The organism is Sinisalibacter aestuarii (genome assembly GCF_027923545.1).
Lineage (GTDB): Bacteria > Pseudomonadota > Alphaproteobacteria > Rhodobacterales > Rhodobacteraceae > Sinisalibacter > Sinisalibacter aestuarii.
The window spans coordinates 1-16670 of the sequence record NZ_BROH01000018.1; the positions used below are offsets into that span (position 1 = coordinate 1).

Here is a 16670-nt window from a genome sequence, read left to right on the forward strand (position 1 = left end):
CGACATCATGACTTCTGCGGCCAAGGCCACGGCGGAAAGCTGGGCCCGGGCGCACCGCGACGGAAAGGCGGCCTGACATGGCGATCACCGACAAGACCCGGCTCTACATTCAGGACGTGTCGCTGCGCGACGGGATGCATGCGCTGCGTCACCAGGCCAGCCTTGACGATGTTGCCCGGATTGCCGGCGCGCTGGACGCGGCGGGCGTGGATGCGATCGAGGTGACCCATGGCGACGGGCTGTCGGGTTCGTCCTTCAACTACGGCTTCGGCAGCCATTCGGATCTGGACTGGATCGAGGCGGCGGCAGCGGCGGTGTCGCGGGCGCGGATCACGGTGCTGCTGGTGCCGGGGATCGGGCTGGCCGAGGATCTGAAGGCGGCGCGCGAAGCCGGGGCCAGTTCGGTGCGCATCGCCACCCATTGCACCGAGGCCGACGTGTCGCGCCAGCATATCCGCGTGGCCCGCGATCTTGGCTATGACACGGCGTGCTTTCTGATGATGGCGCATATGACCCCGCCCGAGGCGCTGCTGGACCAGGCGAAGCTGATGGAGAGCTACGGCGCCGAATGCGTCTATGTGGTCGACAGTTCGGGCGCGATGCTGCCCGACGACATCACCGCGCGCGTGACGGCGCTGCGCGGCGGGCTGAAACCCGAAACCGAGGTTGGCATCCATACCCATGAGAACCTGCATCACGGCGTCGCCAATGCGGTGGCGGGGGTGCGGGCCGGGGCGGTGCGGGTCGACGGCTCGCTGGCCGGGCTCGGCGCGGGCGCGGGCAATGCGCCGATCGAGGCGCTGATCGCGGTGTTCGACCGGCTCGGGCTGGCGACGGGCTGCGACTTCACCCAGCTCTCCGCCGCCGCCGACGAGCTGGTGCGCCCGCTGATGGACCGCCCCGTGCGGGTCGACCGCGAGAGCCTGATGCTGGGCTATGCCGGGGTCTATTCGAGCTTCCTGCGCCATGCCGAGAAAGCCGCCGCCGATTACGGCATCCCCGCCGCCGACATCCTCGTCGAGCTTGGAAAGCGCAAAATGATCGGCGGTCAGGAAGACATGATCGTCGATGTCGCACTCGATCTGGTGGCGCGCGGGCGGGCCGCGCAATGAGCGTTCTGGCCGCAACCGCCGCCCGGCTCGACCGGGCGATCCTGACCGCCACGGCCACTCACCAGATGCCCGAGGCCGAGCAGTTCGACGCGGCCACCGGCTACGCGGTGCAGGCGCAGGGGATCGAGCTGCGCAAGGCGCGGGGCGAGCAGGTGATCGGCGTCAAGATGGGGCTGACCAGCCGGGCCAAGATGGCGCAGGTGGGCGTCGATGAAGTCACCTGGGGGCGCCTGACCGACACGATGCGGCGCGAGGAGGGCGGCGCGCTGGACCGCGCGCAGTTCATCCATCCCCGTGCCGAGCCGGAGATCGCCTTCATCCTGAAGCGGCGGCTGACCGGCGAGGTGAGCATGGCCGAGGCGGCGCTGGCCGTCGAGGCATTGGCGCCGGCGGTGGAAATCATCGACTCGCGCTATGAGAACTTCCGCTTCTCGCTGGGCGATGTCGTCGCCGACAATTCCTCGTCCGCCGCCTTTTTCCTGGGTCCGTGGGCCCGGCCGGATACCGACGTTTCGAACCTCGGTATCGTTCTGTCCGTCGATGGTGTGGCGCGCGAGATCGGGTCTTCCGCCGCGATCCTCGGCCATCCCATGCGCGCGCTCGTCGCGGCGGCGCGGATGACGGCGCGTGCGGGCCATGTGCTTGAGCCGGGCGATATCGTGCTGGCCGGCGCGGCCACTGCCGCCGTTCCGCTCGCCCCCGGCATGCAGGTCGAGGCCGAGATGCAGCGGCTTGGCCGCCTGGCATTTTCCGTAGTTTGAGGAGGCACCGATGCCGCTCGTGGAAATCACAATCGTCGAAGGCCGCAGCCTTGAACAGAAGCGGATGCTCATGGCCGGGGTGGCCGACGCGGTCGAGCGTGCCCTTGCCGCCCCGCGCGAGGCCATCCGCATCGCCATCCGCGAAATTCCGGTGGAGCACTGGGCGATAGGCGGCGTCTCGCTTCCCGAACTGCAGGCGGCGGAGGCCGCCCGGAAGGCGGCGGACGAGACATGACGCGCCAGGACGGAACCCGTTGCATCAGACAGGGAGGGGCACATGGCTGAGAACCCCGAGATCGGCCGCCAGATCAACGCCGGCGGGCTGAACACCAATTATCACGATATCGGCGCTGGCCGCCCCGTATTCTTCATTCACGGCTCCGGCCCCGGTGTATCGGCCTGGGCCAACTGGCGGCTGAACCTGCAAGCTGTGGCCGATCATGGCCTGCGCTGCATCGCGCCGGATATGGCCGGGTTCGGCTATACCGAGCTGCCGGCGGAGATGGCCTTCTCGCGCGATGCGTGGGTTGAGCATTTCGCCGCCTTCGCCGACGCGCTCGCGGGCGGCGAACGCATCTCGATCGTCGGCAATTCCTACGGCGGTGCGATTGCCCTTGCCTATGCGATCCGCTTCCCCGAACGGGTCGACCGGCTCGTTCTGATGGGCGCCGTGGGGCTGGACTTTCCGATCACGGCCGAGCTCGACAAGGTCTGGGGCCATGTCGCCTCGCGCGAGGCGATGCGCGATCTGATGAAGATCTTCGCATGGGACCAGAGCCTGGTGAACGACGACCTGGCGGAGCTGCGCCATCTGGCCTCGATCCGGCCGGGCATGATGGAAGCGTTTTCGGCCATGTTTCCCGAACCGCGGCAAGCGGCGCTGCGCGCGCTGGCCTCGCGCGAGGAAGACATTGCGCGGGTGCAGGCGCCGACCTTGATCATTCATGGCCGGGATGACCGGGTGATCCCGGTCGACGTTTCGAAGCGGCTGTTCGAGCTGCTTGCGAACGCGGAACTGCACCTGTTTCGCAAGTGCGGTCACTGGACGCAGATCGAGAAGGCAGAGCGCTTCAACGCGATTGTCGGCGCGTTTTTGCGATGAGTTGAAGGATCGAAAACCACGGATGAACCGAACTCGTCCGGGAGGCGGCGAGTTGCAACATTCACCCCGATCGAGGCTTGCGCGTGTCGCCGCAGGCCCGGGCCGCGGGCCGGCCCGTATGAGACCGGCGGCGAAAGCGAGGAGACCAAATGACACAGAAAGACAGTATAGCGGTTACGGGAGAGGCGATCACCCTTACCGGCGTGTCGAAAACGTACATGACGGCGAGCGGCGCGCTCCCGGTTCTGCGCGATATCGACCTTCACATCGAAGCCGGCCAGTTCGTATCCTTCGTCGGGCCGTCCGGCTGCGGCAAGTCGACATTGCTGAACATCATCGCCGGCCTCGTCAGCTACGACACCGGCACCGTCACCGTCGGTGGCCAGCCGCCGCGCGAGGGGCGCGACGATATCGGCTTCATGCTCCAGAAATCGGTGCTGATGCCCTGGCTCAACGTCAGCAAGAACATCGAACTCCCGTTCATCATTGCCCGTCGCCGCGGCGCCGACACGGCGCAGCGCGTGACCGATCTGCTTGAGCTTGTCGGCCTGTCGGATTACGCGACGATGAATTCCTGGGAGCTGTCCGGCGGCATGCAGCAGCGCGTCGCGCTGGCCCGCGCCCTTGCGCTCGATCCGGGCGTCATGCTGATGGACGAACCCTTCTCGGCGCTCGACGAGTTCAAGCGGGAACATCTGAACATCGAAGTCGCCCATATGTCCGAGCGGTTCGGCAAGACCACGATTCTCGTCACCCACAGCATCAGCGAAGCGGTGCTGATGTCGGATCGCATCATCGCGCTGGGCGCCAATCCCGGCCGCATGGTTGGCGATATCACCGTCGATCTCGAACGGCCGCGCCGGCCGGAGATGATCGGAAGCGACCGGTTTCAACAGATCAGCAACGAGGTGCGCGCGGCGCTGTCTCAGGGCATGGAGGAAAGCCAATGACACAATCCCTCTGGTACCGGATCGGCTTGCCCGTCGGCGTCTTCGTGATCTTTGTGGCGATCTGGCAGATCCTCAGCGTCACCGGCACGCTGAACCCGGTGACGTTCCCGTCGCCGCTCGAAATCACCATCGCCTTCGGCGAGCTGGTCACCCGCGGCTATTTCTGGGACGCGACCCGGATCACGCTTCTCGAAACCTTGCTCGGCTTCATCATCGGCGCCGCGCTGGGCCTTGTGATCGGCGCGCTGACCGGCACGTTCCGCACCTTCCGCACCGCCTTCTACCCCTTCGTGGTGGCGTTCCAGAACACGCCCCGCGTTGCGCTTGCCCCGATCTTCCTGACATGGTTCGGCTTTGGCATCACCTCGAAGGTCGTCATGGCGGCGGTCATCTGCTTCTTCCCGGTCGTGATCAACACGGTCGCCGGGATCGCCGGTGTCGATGAAAACGCCAAGACCCTGTTCCGCTCGCTCGGCGCCAGCAAGGCCCAAACCTTCTTCCGGCTGACGCTGCCGGGCGCCTCGGCAATGGCGTTCGCCGGGATCAAGACGGCGCTGACGCTGGCCCTGCTCGGCGCGATCGTCGGCGAATTTGTCGGCGCCTCGGAAGGGCTCGGGGTGCTCATCAAGGAGCTTAACTTCCAGCTCGAAGTGGCGATGGGCTTTGCCGTCGTCATCTTCCTGGCGGTGATCGGCCTGGTTCTCTACGGGCTGATCGAACTTCTGGAAAAACGTCTGATTACCTGGGCGCGCGACTGATGCCGCGCGCCTGCAACCCAATTCACAACCACACATCAGAGGAGGAAAACATGAAACCTTTCGGTTGGAGAATGACCGCTGCGGCACTGGGTGCCGTCGCATTGAACATCGCGGCGACGGGAGGGAGCGCCGCCCAGGACCTCACCCCGGTGAACGTGCTGCTGCCCATTCCCGAGGGGATCGCCTTCACGCCGATGATCGTCGCGCGCGAAAACGGGATCTTCGCGGATGCCGGGATTGATGTCAGCACCTCCGTCGCCGACGGGTCTGGCTATCTGTCGCAGCAGATCGTTGCGGGGCACTCCCAGTTCGCCCTGATGGGCGCGGCCGATGCCGTCGTGTCTTTCACCAAACGCGACGATGTCCGGGTGCTGTTCTGCAACCAGGTCAAGAACGTGTATCGCATCGTCGCCAAGGCCGATGCGGGCATCGGTTCGATGGCCGAGCTGCAGGGCAAGTCGCTGGGCTACACCGAGCCGGGTGGCGGCGAGAGCAAGCTCGTGTCGGCGGCGATCGACGAGGCGGGTCTGGTCGTGAACGACACGATCCGGCTGGTGCCGATCGGGTCTGCCGGGCCGCAATCGCTGGTCGCGCTTCAGAACGACACCGTTCAGGCCTACAGCTCCAGCTTCCCCGATGTGGCTGCGCTCGCCGCTGCCGGGATCGAATGGGTCGACATCACCCCGGCGAAATACTCGAACGTGCCGGGGGCCTGCATGGTGACCACCGAGCAGGTGCTGGCGACCGACGAAGGCATGGCCGCCGCGACGGCGCTCACCTCGGCCTGGGTCCAGGGGCAGTACTACTCCATCGAAAACAGGGCGGAAGCCTTCGAGCTGGTCTGCTCGACGATCGAAAGCGCCTGTGAGAACGAGGTGGCTGCCGAGGCGCTGTTTGCCGAGGCGATGAACCTCATCACCCCGCCGGAAGGCCACCGCCCCGGTGAGTTGACCCCGTCGTCGTGGCAAACTGTGGTCGAGATCCTCGCATCGAGCGACACGGTGCCCGCCGACCTCGATATCATGCCGCTGATTTCCGGCGAACATGTCGAGGCGGTGATCGCCGCCGCTTATGCCGGGCGGTGACCGGGCAATGATGCCGGCGGCGGCCGGGCGCTGATCCCCGGGGATTGGCTGCCGTCGCCCGCATCTCTCAAAGACACGCTTTGAAATCTGCAAAGCGGGCGCTGAAAGGCATCTTCTGAGCCTTTCAGCGCCATTTTCATTTAGTGGCACGTGGTTGAGATGATCCGGCATGTGCCCGGGGGGCATGGCCCGGCGCGGGCGGCATCTTCAGCAAGCGGCCGCCGTCCGTCCCGCCGCTCTCAGGCAGGTCGATCAGAACCACAGCTTTTCCCGCCGCGCCATGCCGGTGGCGCTCAGGCGCCTTTGCCCTTTTCGGCGTCCTGGCCGACGCCCTCGCCGATGATCTCGCCCAGCTTGTTCATCGCCGGCAGCGCCACCGACATATCGAGGATCGAGTCGACGATCTGCGACACCGGCGAGCCCGCCTTCGCCTCGCCCGGCTCGACGCCGCCGCGCGCGCCCAGCCCGGAGATGTGGTTGATCGAGATCCTGTCGATCTTCTCGGCGGGCTTGACCATCTGTGCGACGATGCCCGGCATCGCCTGAAGCCGCATCTTCTCCAGCTCCATCGCCATCAGCGCGTCGGAGCGGGCGTTTTCGGCCTCGATCCGGGCGCGCTCGGCCTCGGCCTCGGCCAGTTTGAGCAGCTTGACCGCCTCGGCCTCCTCGCGCTTCGCCTCCTTGCGGTCTTTCGCCGTCGCCTTCTCACTCTCGGCGGCGATCCGGGCACGCGTGGCGGCGGTTTCGGCATCCTGCTGGGCGGCGAGCAGGGCCACCTGCTTGCGCCGCTCGGCCTCGGCCAGCTGGCGCGCGGTCTGGATCGCTTCTTCGGCTTTCACCGCCTCGGCGCGGGCGGTGTCGGCCTCGGCCCGGGCGCGGCTTTCCTCCTGGCTCTTTGCCGAGATCTGGATCTGGCGGTCCTGCTCGGCGATCTGGAGCGCGCGGGCTTGCGCAATCTCGGCCTCGCGCACCGCCAGTTCCCGGGCGATATCGGCCGACTGGATTTCCTGCTCCATGCGGATGCGCGCATGCGCCGCCTCGCGCTCGGCATCGGCCTTGCGGCGGGCCACTTCCGCCAGTTGCGCCGCCATCAGGCTTTCGACTTCCTGCGCCTGCGCAATCTCGGCGCGGCGCTCCTCAAGGTCGATCTCCAGCTTGCGCCGGCTCGCTTCCATCGCGGTGCGGCGCACCTCGACCTCGCTGTCGCCCTCGATCTGCGCGCGTTCCTTCTTCGATTTCGAGATCACCTCGGCCAGCTTGCGCATCCCGACCGCATTGAAGGCGTTGTTGTCGTCGAGCGCGGAAAACGGCGTCTGGTCGAGCTCGGTGAGCGAGACCGAGTCCAGTTGCAGCCCGTAGCGCTCGATCGTGCCATGCAGCGCGTCGCGCACCTCGCGGACGAACTCGGCGCGGTCTTCGTGAAGCTGGTCCATCGTCATCTGCGCGGCGACCGCGCGCAGCGCATCCACCATCATGCCGTCGATCAGCGCCTTGAGCTCGTCGGGCTGAAAGGTGCGCCGGCCCAGCGTCTGCGCCGCGCGGGCAATCGCGTCGGCGCTCGGCACCACCGAGGCGTAGAACTCGGCGCTCACATCGACGCGCATCCGGTCCTTGGTGATCAGCGCGCTCTCGCCGCGCCGGGTCACGTCCATGCGGATGGTCTGCATGTTCACCCGGCTGATCTCGTGGAAATAGGGAATGGCCAGCGTGCCGCCGTCGATGATGACCTTGCGCCCGCCGATACCGGTTTTGACCAGGCTCACCTCGTTGGTGGCGCGCTCGTAAAACCACGCCGCCAGCGCGATCACGATGGCCGCGAGAACGATGAGAAGAATGATCCAGCCCAGAACGCTCATGGTGTGTCCTCCCTCAGAATGCCGGCGGGAAATGCCGCCCGCCGCGGTCGAGCGTGATCCAGCGCAGCTCGGTGAAGGCGTCGAGCGACCAGCGCCCGCCATAGCGGCCGACGCCGGAGGCCTTCACGCCGCCGAAGGGCACGTGGGGCTCGTCGTTGATGTTCTGGCAATTGACGTGGCAAATGCCGGTTTCGACCTGTTCGGCAATGCGCAGCGCGCGCGCCTCGTCGCGGCTCATGATCGCCGCGGTCAGGCCGTATTCGGTATCGTTGTTGAGCGCGATCGCCTCTTCCTCGGTGCGGAAGGGCACCACGATCACCACCGGGCCGAAGGTTTCATCGTGCCAGATATCCATGGTGGAATTGACGTTGGTGAGCACCGTCGGCTCGACGAAATTGTCCCACGCCTTGCCGCCGATCTCGGCGGTCGCGCCCTTCGCCAGCGCGTCGTCGATCAGCGCCTTCACGCGCTGCGCCTGGCGGGTATTCACCAGCGGGCCAAGGATGTTGTCCTTGTCGCGCGTGTGCCCGGTTTTCAGCTTCGCGGCGCGGGCGAGGAACTTCTTCATGAAGGTATCGTAGACGCTCTCCTGCACCAGGATCTTCTCGGTCGACATGCAGACCTGGCCCTGATGCATGAACGAGCCGAAATTGGCGGCCTTCGCGGCATGGTCCAGATCGGCATCCTCGAGGATGATCATGCTGTCCTTGCCGCCAAGCTCGACGCAGGCTTTCTTCAGATGCGCCCCGCATTTGGCGGCGATATGGCGGCCCACGGCGGTGGAGCCGGTGAAGGAGACGGCCTTCACGACCGGGTTCTCGATCAGCTCGTCGCCCACCGCGCCGACGCTCTCGCGCGAGCAGGTGACGACGTTGAACACCCCTTTCGGAATGCCAGCCTCTTCGAGGATCTCGGCAAAGTAGAGCCCGCCGGCATAGGGCGTGTCTTCGGACGGTTTGAGCACCACCGTGTTGCCCGCCGCCAGCGCGGCGGCGAACCCGCGCGAGGTGAGGATGCCGGGCATGTTCCAGGGAGAGATCACGCTGACCACGCCGAGCGGCACGCGCAGCGCCATCATGAACTTGTGGTGCTCGGAGGGCAGCACCTCGCCGGTATTCTGGTAGCACAGCGCCGAGGCGGAGCGGAACACTTCGGCGACGTAGCCCGCCTCGAACGCGCCCTTGCCGAACCAGCCGCCGCCTTCCGCCATCGCCGCGGCGATGAAATCGCTCTGCCGCCGGTCCCAGACCTCGGCAATCTTCAGCAGGTAATGCGCGCGTTCATGGAAGGCGAGGCCCGCCCAGGCCGGAAACGCGGCCCTTGCCGCGTCGATGGCGCGGCGCACATCCTCGGGCGAGCCATCGGGGATGCGGGCGTAGAGCGAATTGTCGGACGGGTTGAGGTCGTCGAAGGTGCGCGCGGCGGGCACCCAGTTTCCGTCGATATACATGCCCCGGATCGTCGGGGCAGACGTGGCGGTATCCAGCATGATCGTCTCCTTTCGTCAGTCGATATCCCGGTTTGGCGGGCCGGGGCTGCGTGTGCTGCGGCTGCGCGCGCGCGCCGCCGCCTCCTCGATTTCGGCGAGGACTTCCTTCAGGCGGTCGCCATGCGATGAGAGGTCGGGCATCGCGGGGCGTTGCGGGGCTGGTGCGGGGCGGGGCTGGGCCGGCGCGGGGCGCGGCCCGGCGGGCATGGCGCTGCGGCCCGACGACATATCCCGCGCCCGCGCCACCAGCGCGTCGATCTCGATGCCATGCGCGCCGGGCTTTGCCGTGGCGCTGCCGTTGCGGGGCGGCGGGGCCGTTTGCACGGGCGGCGGTGCGGGTGGCGGCGGCGGTGGTGGCGAAACCTTGGGCGCAGGCGGCGGTGTCGGCGCAGGGCGCGAGCCGGGCACGGAGGAGATCGCCGCCGCGGCGATGTCGGAGGGCGACGGGCCAGCCGCCGGGCGCGGCGCCGACGGCATGGGCGCAGCCGGAGCCGCTACCCCTGCCCGGCGCGGCCCGGCTGCCGAGGCACCCGCACCGCCCAGATAGGCTTTCTGCACCGCCGGGTCGCGCATCAGGTTGGCTGCCGTGTCTTCATGAATGATATGGGCGTTTTCGAGCAGATAGCCGCGATCCGCGATGGCGAGCGAGGCGCGGGCGTTCTGCTCGACGAGCAAAATCCCGATCCCGGTCGCGCGCACCGCTTTCAGGCTCTGAAACAGCTCCTTCGACAGCAAAGGCGACAGGCCGAGCGAGGGTTCGTCGAGCGTGAGGATCGCCGGGTTCGACATCATCGCGCGGCCGATGGCGACCATCTGCTGCTCGCCGCCCGACATCGTCCGCGCCACCTGCCCGCGCCGTTCCTCGAGCTTGGGAAACAGCCGGTAGACCCGGCCGAGATTGGCGCGCTCCTCGTCGCGCGCGCGGCCCGGATAGGCGCCGAGCAGCAGGTTTTCCTCGACCGTCAGATCGGCGAATATCCCGCGCCCCTCCGGCACCAGCGCCACGCCTTCCTCGACGATCCGGTCGGCGCGCTCACCCACCACCTCGTGGCCGTTCATCCGCACCGAGCCCGACACCTTGCCCTCGCAGATGCCGCTGATCGCCTTCAGCAGAGTCGACTTGCCCGCGCCGTTGGCGCCGAGGATCACGACGATCTCGCCACGCCCGACCCTGAGCGACACGTCCTCAAGCGCGATATGCTGGCCGTAGGCCGCCGAAAGGCGTTTGACCTCAAGCATCCTCGTCCCCCAGATAGGCGCGCACCACGTCGGGGTCGGACAAGACCTCCTCCGGCGTGCCTTCGGCGATCTTCTTGCCCGACGACATCACCACGCAGCTGTCGCAGAGCGAGCGGATCGCATCCATCACGTGCTCGACGAGGATGATGGTGCGGCCCTCGTCGCGCAGGGCGTGGATCAGCTCGATCCCGGCCTGCAACTCGGTCGGGTTGAGGCCCGCGAGCCACTCATCCAGCAGCAGCACTTCCGGTTCGCCCGCCAGCGCGCGGGCCAGTTCGACGCGCTTGGTGTCGATATAGGTGAGCTGGCTGAAATGCGCCCTGGCCTGGCGCGCCATGCCGACCTTTTCGAGGATCGCCATCGCGTGCTGTTCGGCTGCACGCCCCCAGCGCCGCCGGTGGCCGAACACCGCGCCGGCCATGACGTTTTCGAGCACGGTCATCGACGGCAGGAGCCGCACGAGCTGGAAGGTGCGCGACACACCGAGGCGGGCGATGTCCTTCGCCGGCAGGCCGGTGATCGGCGTGCCGCGCAGCACGATCTCGCCATCGCTGGGGGTGAGCGCGCCCGAGATCAGGTTCAGCGTGGTCGACTTGCCCGAACCGTTCGGGCCGATCAGCCCTTTGACCTCGTGTTCGGTGACGTCGAAATCCATGTTGTCGACGGCCACGAGGCCGCCGAACTGCTTGGTCGCGCCGCGCAGCGATATGACATTGGTGGCGGTCCTCATGCCGGCACCCCCCGCAGCGCCCGCCGTGCGCGCAGCCTGTCATAGAGCCCGACGAAGCCGCCCGGCAGCAGATAGACGATGACCAGAAAGCTCAGCCCGAGCAGCAGCGTCGTCTGGTTCGGGAAGGAGGCCGAGATGACCTCCCACAGCAGCGTGAACGGCACCACGCCCACAAGCGGCCCCCACAAGCGCCCGGTGCCGCCGAGCAGCGCCATGATCACCACCTGGAACGACAGCATCGGCGCGAAGGCGATGGCAGGCTCGATATAGACGTAGCGCGGCGCGATGATCGCCCCGACCACCGCCGCGACCGCCCCCGAGACGACGAACAGCGCGACCTTGGAGAGTGCTGTGTTGATCCCGACATGGCGCGCCACGTCCTCGTCCTCGCCGATGATGCGCAGCGCGAAGCCCAGCCGCGAGCGCCCGATCGCCCAGCCGGCGAGGTAGACGAGGCCGGCCAGCCCGAGCAACTGCCAGTAGATGCCGGAATCGGTCATGTCGGTGAGCACATAGGTGCCCTTGTGGCCGGTCTGGTTCTGATACCAGGTCACCACCTGGCGGATCATCTCGGCCAGCCCGAGCGAGAAGATCACGAAATAGACCCCCGAAAGCCTGAGCGTGGCGAGGCCGACGAGCGCGGCCAGCACGCCACCCGCAACGGCCGCAATCGGCAAAAGCGCCCAATAGGGGATGATTTCGATCCACGACCCGGTGACATAGGAGCCGACGCCGAAGAAGGCCGCCGTGGCCAGCGAGATGTAATGGGTCGGCCCCGAGAACAGCGCCCAGCTGGTCGCCAGCACGGTATACATCGCAATGCTCACGCCGAGCGAGATCAGGTATCCGTCGCCGGTCAGCGGCAGGAGGGCCGCGACGAGCAGCAGGAGGGCCGCAAATCCGAGCGTCTGCCAGTCCTTGCGCCTCATGCGCTCTTTCTCCCGAACAGGCCCTGCGGGCGGAACAGCAGGATGAGGATGAACAGGGCATAGGCGGTGGCGAGGGTCAGGCCCGGGTCGATCAGCGAGGCCACCAGCGTTTCGCCCACGCCCAGAACGAGGGCGGCGACGATGGTGCCGCGCACGTCGCCGACACCGCCCATGATCACGATGATCAGCGCCTTCATGGTGAAAAGCACGCCGGTCGAGGCATCGAGCGTGAGGAAGGTCGAGATCACCGCGCCCCCCACCGCCGTCACCGCGCCGCCAAGCGCGAAGGCGCGCGCCGAGAGCTTCGGCACGTCGATCCCCACCAGCCGCGCGCTTTTGGGCGAGACCGCGACGGCACGGATCGCCATCCCGGCGCGCGAGTGGTTGAGCCAGATATAGAGCGCTGTGCAGAGGATCACGGCACCGATGAAGGCCGAGAGCCGGTTGAGCCCGTAATTGTCGCCAAACAGCACGACCGGCCGGGCGAGATAGGAATAGCTGAAATAGTCGCCGCCGAAGACCCAGATCATCAGCCCGACCATCACGAAGGACAGCCCGAAGGTGGTCAGGATCGCATCCTGCTCCAGCATCCCGCGCGATTTCGCCCGCGTCACCAGCGGGCGCAGCATGATGCGGTAGATCAGCCAGTTCAGCAGATAGGCCACCGGCGCGACGATGAAGATGGTCAGAAACGGGCTGACCGCCGCGCCGGAATAGAGCGCGAAGGCGGTGAAGGCGCCGACCACGAGCATTTCGCCATTGGCGAGGTTCATGATCCGGGCGACGCCGTATTGCAGGTTCAGCCCCATGGCGATCAGCGCATAGGTGCCGCCCAGGAACAGGCCGGTGATGATGATGTCCATGTATCCCCCGAGAGGTGGTAGGCGGGCCCGCAGATGCCGGGCCCGCCGGTCAGATCATTCCCAGCCGGCCTTCACGAAGGGTTCGACAACGCCGTCGAGCCCGCCGAAAGACGCAACCCCCTTGAACACGCCGTCCTGCCACTGGCCCGCGGTCCAGTAGCCGGTGGAGCTGTTCTGGTCGTCGAAGGTGATGGTGCCCATCACCGTCTCGAAGGAATTGTCTTTGATGTATTGGGTCACCTCCGCCATATCGAGCGTGCCGGTCGCCTCGATCGCGGCCTCGAGGATCTGGAGCGAGGCATACATCTGCCCGGACGCCCAGTAATCGGGCTGCGAGCCGGTCTCGGCTTCGAGCCGGGCGGCATAGTCGAGGAAGGTCTCCGACGATGCATTCACGCCGCCGATCCCCATGATCCCCTCGGCCGCCGCGCCGAAGCGCCCGGCGAAGGACGGGAAGGCGGTGCCGACGCCGGTGTAGAACACACCCACATCGAGCCCCTCGATCATCGCCTGCTCGGTCAGCCCGAACGTGTCGCCGGGATAGGAGAAGGCGACGAAGGCGTCGGGTTCGGCATCCTTGGCGGCCTTCATGATCGGCGAAAGGTCCTGGGTGCCGAGCGGATAGGACGTCTCATAGACGATCTCAAACCCGGCGGCTTCCAGCGCCGGCTTGCCCGCGCTGACCAGCTCGATGCCAAAGGCGTCGGCCACGTTCACCAGCGCCACGCGGTTGCCGATCTCGCCGGCGTCGCGCATCTTGGCCATCGCCTCGACCGCGCCGCCCGCGATCTCGGCGCTGCGCCCGAGCAGGAAGAACAGGTTCGGGAACTGGCCCGCAAGCTCGTCAATCTGGTCGGTCGCCGCCGACGAGGTGATCTGCGGAATGCCGAGCCGGTCGAAGATCGGCGCCGCGGCCAGGCTGAGCCCGGTCGAATAGGGCGACAGGATGATATCGGCATTGTCCTGCTGCGCGAGCCGCGTGACCGCCTTGATCGTCTCGGCCGGGTTGGTCTGGTCATCGTATTCGATGACTTCGAGCATCCGCTGCTCGCCGCCCACATTCAGCCCGCCGCGCGCGTTCACCTCGCTCACCCAGAGCTGGATATTGGGCCAGTGCGTCACCGCCGCGCCGCCGGCCAGCGGGCCGGTCTTGGGCGCAACCGCCCCCACGACGATCGGATCGGCGGCAAAGGCGGCGCCGGCAAGGGTCATCGCCGCTAGCGCGGTGCTGGCCCGGAAAAAAGTTCTGCGTTTCATGTGTCTCCTCCCTGACTTGGTTCTTTGTGAACTCGTTACGTCCAGAACGGGAAATCTCCCCTCGGTTCCTGGATCGTTATCCACCTGAGTTCGGTGAATTCGTTGATGACCGCCTCGCCGCCGAACCGGCCATAGCCCGAGGCTTTCATGCCGCCGAACGGCATTGCCGGGTCGTCGAACACGGTCGGGCCGTTGATATGGCAGACGCCGGTTTCGATCCGTGCCGCCAGCCTGCGGGCGCGGTCGGTATCGGCGCTGTAGATCGACGAGACGAGGCCATATTCGGTGTCGTTGACGATGGTGACCGCCTCGTCCTCGTCGCGCGCGCGGATGATCGCGGCGACCGGGCCGAAGCTTTCCTCGCTGTAGATCTTCATCTCCGAGGTCACCCGGTCGAGCAGCGTCGGCTGCACGCTGGCGCCCGAAACCTCGCCGCCGATCTTGAGCACCGCCTGGCGCGACAGCGCATCCTCGATCAGCCGGCCCACCCGGCGGGCGGCCTCGGCATTGATCAGATCGCCGACCTTGTGGCGCCCCTTGCGGGTGAGCAGGGCGGCGCATTCGGCCTCCATCTCGGCGACGAAAGCGTCGGCCACCGCCTCGACCACGACGATCCGTTCGGTGGTCATGCAGATCTGGCCCTGATTGAAATAGGCGCCATATGCGGCGGCGCGGGCGGCGGCGGGCAGATCGGCATCTTCCAGCACGACCAGCGCGGCCTTGCCCGACAATTCCATCAGGCAGGGCTTGAGGTGGCGCGCGGCGATCCCGGCGATGCGCCGGCCAATCCGGGTGGAACCGGTGAAGTTGATCCGGCGCACGGCGTGATGCGCGGCCAGCGCCTCGACCACGGCTTCGGCCTGTTCGGGGGCATGGAGAACCGAGGCCACCGCGCCATCGGGCAGACCGGCCTCGCAGAGAATGTCGACGATCAGCGAATGCAGCTTCGGGCAAAGCTCGGAGCCCTTGAACACCACCGTGTTGCCGCAGGCGAGCGGCCAGATGATGGCGCGCACGGCAAGCGTGACCGGCGCGTTCCACGGCGCGATGGCAAGCACCACCCCCACCGGCTGGCGGATCTGGTGCGAGGTAATCCCGTCCTTCTCGCTGGTCTTGCCCCAGCTTTCGACCTGGGCGGGGATCTTCAGCGCCTCGTCGATCACCTGGGCGGCGATGGCGATGTTGAAGCGGATCCAGTCGGGCGTCGAGCCGAGCTCACGGCCGGCGACCTCCACGAGTTCTTCGCTGCGCGCGACCAGAGCGTCGCGCGCTCTGGCGAGGATTGCGCATTTCCGCTCCGCCGGCATGTCGCGCCAGCCGGCGAAGGCGGCGGCGGCGGCATTGGCCGCATCGCGCGCATCGCGCGGACCCGCCGCCGCAGCGGTGGTGACCGGCTGGCCATCGACGGGCGAGACGCGCTCGAAAGTCGCGCCATCGCGTGCGTCAACACCCGCCGCGCGGATATGAAGCTTCGCTTGGTACATGTCCTCCCAGACCGGCCGGCTGTTCGCGCAAGGGGCCGTTGGAAGAAGGATGACCGAGGATTCGCGGAAAAATAATGCTGGAACATGGGAATAAATTGTCAAACTATGGGTTTTACCATCACAAACCCGTGGACCCATGCCCGATTCCGTCACGCCCCAGTTTCGCGCCGCGCGGGTCGATTGTGCCCTGCAGGAGCGCATGATCGGCACGCAGGCGGCGTTTGCCCGCAGCCGGTGGTTTGCCTTCTTCCTCGAAAGCGGTCACGCCGTCGCCCAGACCCAGGCCGGCGAGTTCGAGCTGACCGGCCCGGCCCTGCAATGGGGCCCGCTCGATGAAGATACCCGCCTCAGGATCGACGCGGGCAGCGCCGGGCATTACCTGTTCCTGTCCGACCGGATGCTCGACGACGCGATCGGCGTGGTGGCGGAGGCGGCGGATCTGCGGCAATTCGCACGCCGGCACATGGTGGTCACCCTTGGCCGGTCCGATCCGCGCACGACCGATCTCGAAACCTTGTTCGAGCGGATCGAGGCGGAAGCGGCACGCGCGGCTTTCGGCACCGAAATTTCCGTTTCGGCCTATATCCGCCTGCTGCTCGTGGCGCTGTGGCGCGGCCGGGAGCGGGAGGGCGCCGGAGCGCGGACGACCGTTGGCCAGGGACGCCGCGAGATCAATCGGTTTCGCAATCTGGTGGAGGCGCATTTCCGGGCGCGCTGGAAGGCAAGGCAGTATGCCGCAGCACTCGGCATGTCCTACGACCGGCTCCACGATCTGTGCGTCCGCTCGGTCGGCAAACCGCCCGCGCAGCTGATCCGCGAGCGCTGCTTTCACGAGGCCGAGATTCTGCTCCGGCGCACCACCCTGAGCGCCGAGCGGATTTCGGCGATGCTGGGGTTCAGTTCCGCGAGCCAGTTCAACCACTTCTTCAAGGCGATCGCGCAGGAAACGCCGGGCGCATTCCGCAGCCGCATCGCCAGCAGCCAGGAAGCCCCCGCCACACAGGCCGCGCGGTTCTCCGACTGGCCCTGAACGGCATTATGGGCGGGACGGCTGG

At 67.0% G+C, this 16670-nt stretch carries 16 protein-coding genes; 8 read left to right on the forward strand and 8 right to left on the reverse strand.

Annotated elements, in window-relative coordinates; genetic code table 11:
• The first annotated feature begins 77 nt into the window (after window positions 1-77).
• From dmpG to QMG28_RS20015, 7 genes are all read left to right on the forward strand, one after another.
• Window positions 78-1112 (forward strand): 4-hydroxy-2-oxovalerate aldolase, encoded by a 1035-nt coding sequence (dmpG, locus tag QMG28_RS19985; protein WP_281843988.1) that lies wholly within the window; start codon window positions 78-80, stop codon window positions 1110-1112.
• Window positions 1109-1873: a 2-keto-4-pentenoate hydratase gene (locus tag QMG28_RS19990; RefSeq protein WP_281843989.1), complete on the forward strand. Its 765-nt coding sequence runs from the start codon at window positions 1109-1111 to the stop codon at window positions 1871-1873. The genes dmpG and QMG28_RS19990 overlap by 4 nt, the downstream gene beginning before the upstream one ends.
• A gap of 10 nt (window positions 1874-1883) precedes the next feature.
• Entirely contained in the window at window positions 1884-2108 is a 225-nt protein-coding gene (thmT, locus tag QMG28_RS19995) for a 2-hydroxymuconate tautomerase (RefSeq protein ID WP_281843990.1), read from the forward strand.
• A 42-nt stretch (window positions 2109-2150) separates the two neighbouring features.
• On the forward strand, window positions 2151-2975 hold the full coding sequence (locus QMG28_RS20000) for an alpha/beta fold hydrolase (RefSeq protein WP_281843991.1): 825 nt from the start codon (window positions 2151-2153) through the stop codon (window positions 2973-2975).
• Window positions 2976-3124: 149 nt separating this feature from the next.
• Window positions 3125-3925 (forward strand): ABC transporter ATP-binding protein, encoded by an 801-nt coding sequence (locus tag QMG28_RS20005; RefSeq protein WP_281843992.1) that lies wholly within the window; start codon window positions 3125-3127, stop codon window positions 3923-3925.
• Window positions 3922-4683 (forward strand): ABC transporter permease, encoded by a 762-nt coding sequence (locus QMG28_RS20010; protein WP_281843993.1) that lies wholly within the window; start codon window positions 3922-3924, stop codon window positions 4681-4683. Before QMG28_RS20005 ends, QMG28_RS20010 begins: the two co-directional genes overlap by 4 nt.
• A gap of 50 nt (window positions 4684-4733) precedes the next feature.
• Complete coding sequence (locus tag QMG28_RS20015) at window positions 4734-5768, forward strand: ABC transporter substrate-binding protein (protein ID WP_281843994.1); 1035 nt, start codon at window positions 4734-4736, stop codon at window positions 5766-5768.
• A gap of 293 nt (window positions 5769-6061) precedes the next feature.
• Here the strand turns inward: QMG28_RS20015 and QMG28_RS20020 are convergent, their stop codons facing one another.
• The 8 genes from QMG28_RS20020 to QMG28_RS20055 are packed head-to-tail and all read right to left on the reverse strand — an operon-like array spanning window position 6062 to window position 15615.
• A complete protein-coding gene (locus tag QMG28_RS20020; RefSeq protein ID WP_281843995.1) occupies window positions 6062-7624 on the reverse strand; it encodes a flotillin family protein in 1563 nt (520 codons plus the stop codon).
• Between the two features lie 13 nt (window positions 7625-7637).
• Window positions 7638-9113 (reverse strand): aldehyde dehydrogenase family protein, encoded by a 1476-nt coding sequence (locus QMG28_RS20025; RefSeq protein WP_281843996.1) that lies wholly within the window; start codon window positions 9111-9113, stop codon window positions 7638-7640.
• A gap of 15 nt (window positions 9114-9128) precedes the next feature.
• Window positions 9129-10352 carry an ABC transporter ATP-binding protein gene (locus QMG28_RS20030; RefSeq protein ID WP_281843997.1) on the reverse strand — a complete coding sequence of 408 codons (1224 nt, stop codon included), beginning with the start codon at window positions 10350-10352 and terminating at the stop codon, window positions 9129-9131.
• On the reverse strand, window positions 10345-11082 hold the full coding sequence (locus QMG28_RS20035; RefSeq protein WP_281843998.1) for an ABC transporter ATP-binding protein: 738 nt from the start codon (window positions 11080-11082) through the stop codon (window positions 10345-10347). The genes QMG28_RS20030 and QMG28_RS20035 overlap by 8 nt, the downstream gene beginning before the upstream one ends.
• Window positions 11079-12011, reverse strand: a complete 933-nt coding sequence (locus tag QMG28_RS20040) for a branched-chain amino acid ABC transporter permease (protein ID WP_281843999.1) — start codon at window positions 12009-12011, stop codon at window positions 11079-11081. Before QMG28_RS20040 ends, QMG28_RS20035 begins: the two co-directional genes overlap by 4 nt.
• Window positions 12008-12874, reverse strand: coding sequence for a branched-chain amino acid ABC transporter permease (locus QMG28_RS20045; protein ID WP_281844000.1), 867 nt, complete (start codon window positions 12872-12874; stop codon window positions 12008-12010). Before QMG28_RS20045 ends, QMG28_RS20040 begins: the two co-directional genes overlap by 4 nt.
• Window positions 12875-12928: 54 nt before the next feature.
• Window positions 12929-14131 carry an amino acid ABC transporter substrate-binding protein gene (locus tag QMG28_RS20050; RefSeq protein WP_281844001.1) on the reverse strand — a complete coding sequence of 401 codons (1203 nt, stop codon included), beginning with the start codon at window positions 14129-14131 and terminating at the stop codon, window positions 12929-12931.
• Window positions 14132-14166: 35 nt separating this feature from the next.
• Window positions 14167-15615, reverse strand: a complete 1449-nt coding sequence (locus QMG28_RS20055) for an aldehyde dehydrogenase family protein (protein WP_281844002.1) — start codon at window positions 15613-15615, stop codon at window positions 14167-14169.
• Between the two features lie 136 nt (window positions 15616-15751).
• Between QMG28_RS20055 and QMG28_RS20060 the strand changes: the two genes are divergently transcribed.
• Window positions 15752-16645 (forward strand): helix-turn-helix domain-containing protein, encoded by an 894-nt coding sequence (locus QMG28_RS20060; RefSeq protein WP_281844003.1) that lies wholly within the window; start codon window positions 15752-15754, stop codon window positions 16643-16645.
• Window positions 16646-16670 lie beyond the last annotated feature (25 nt).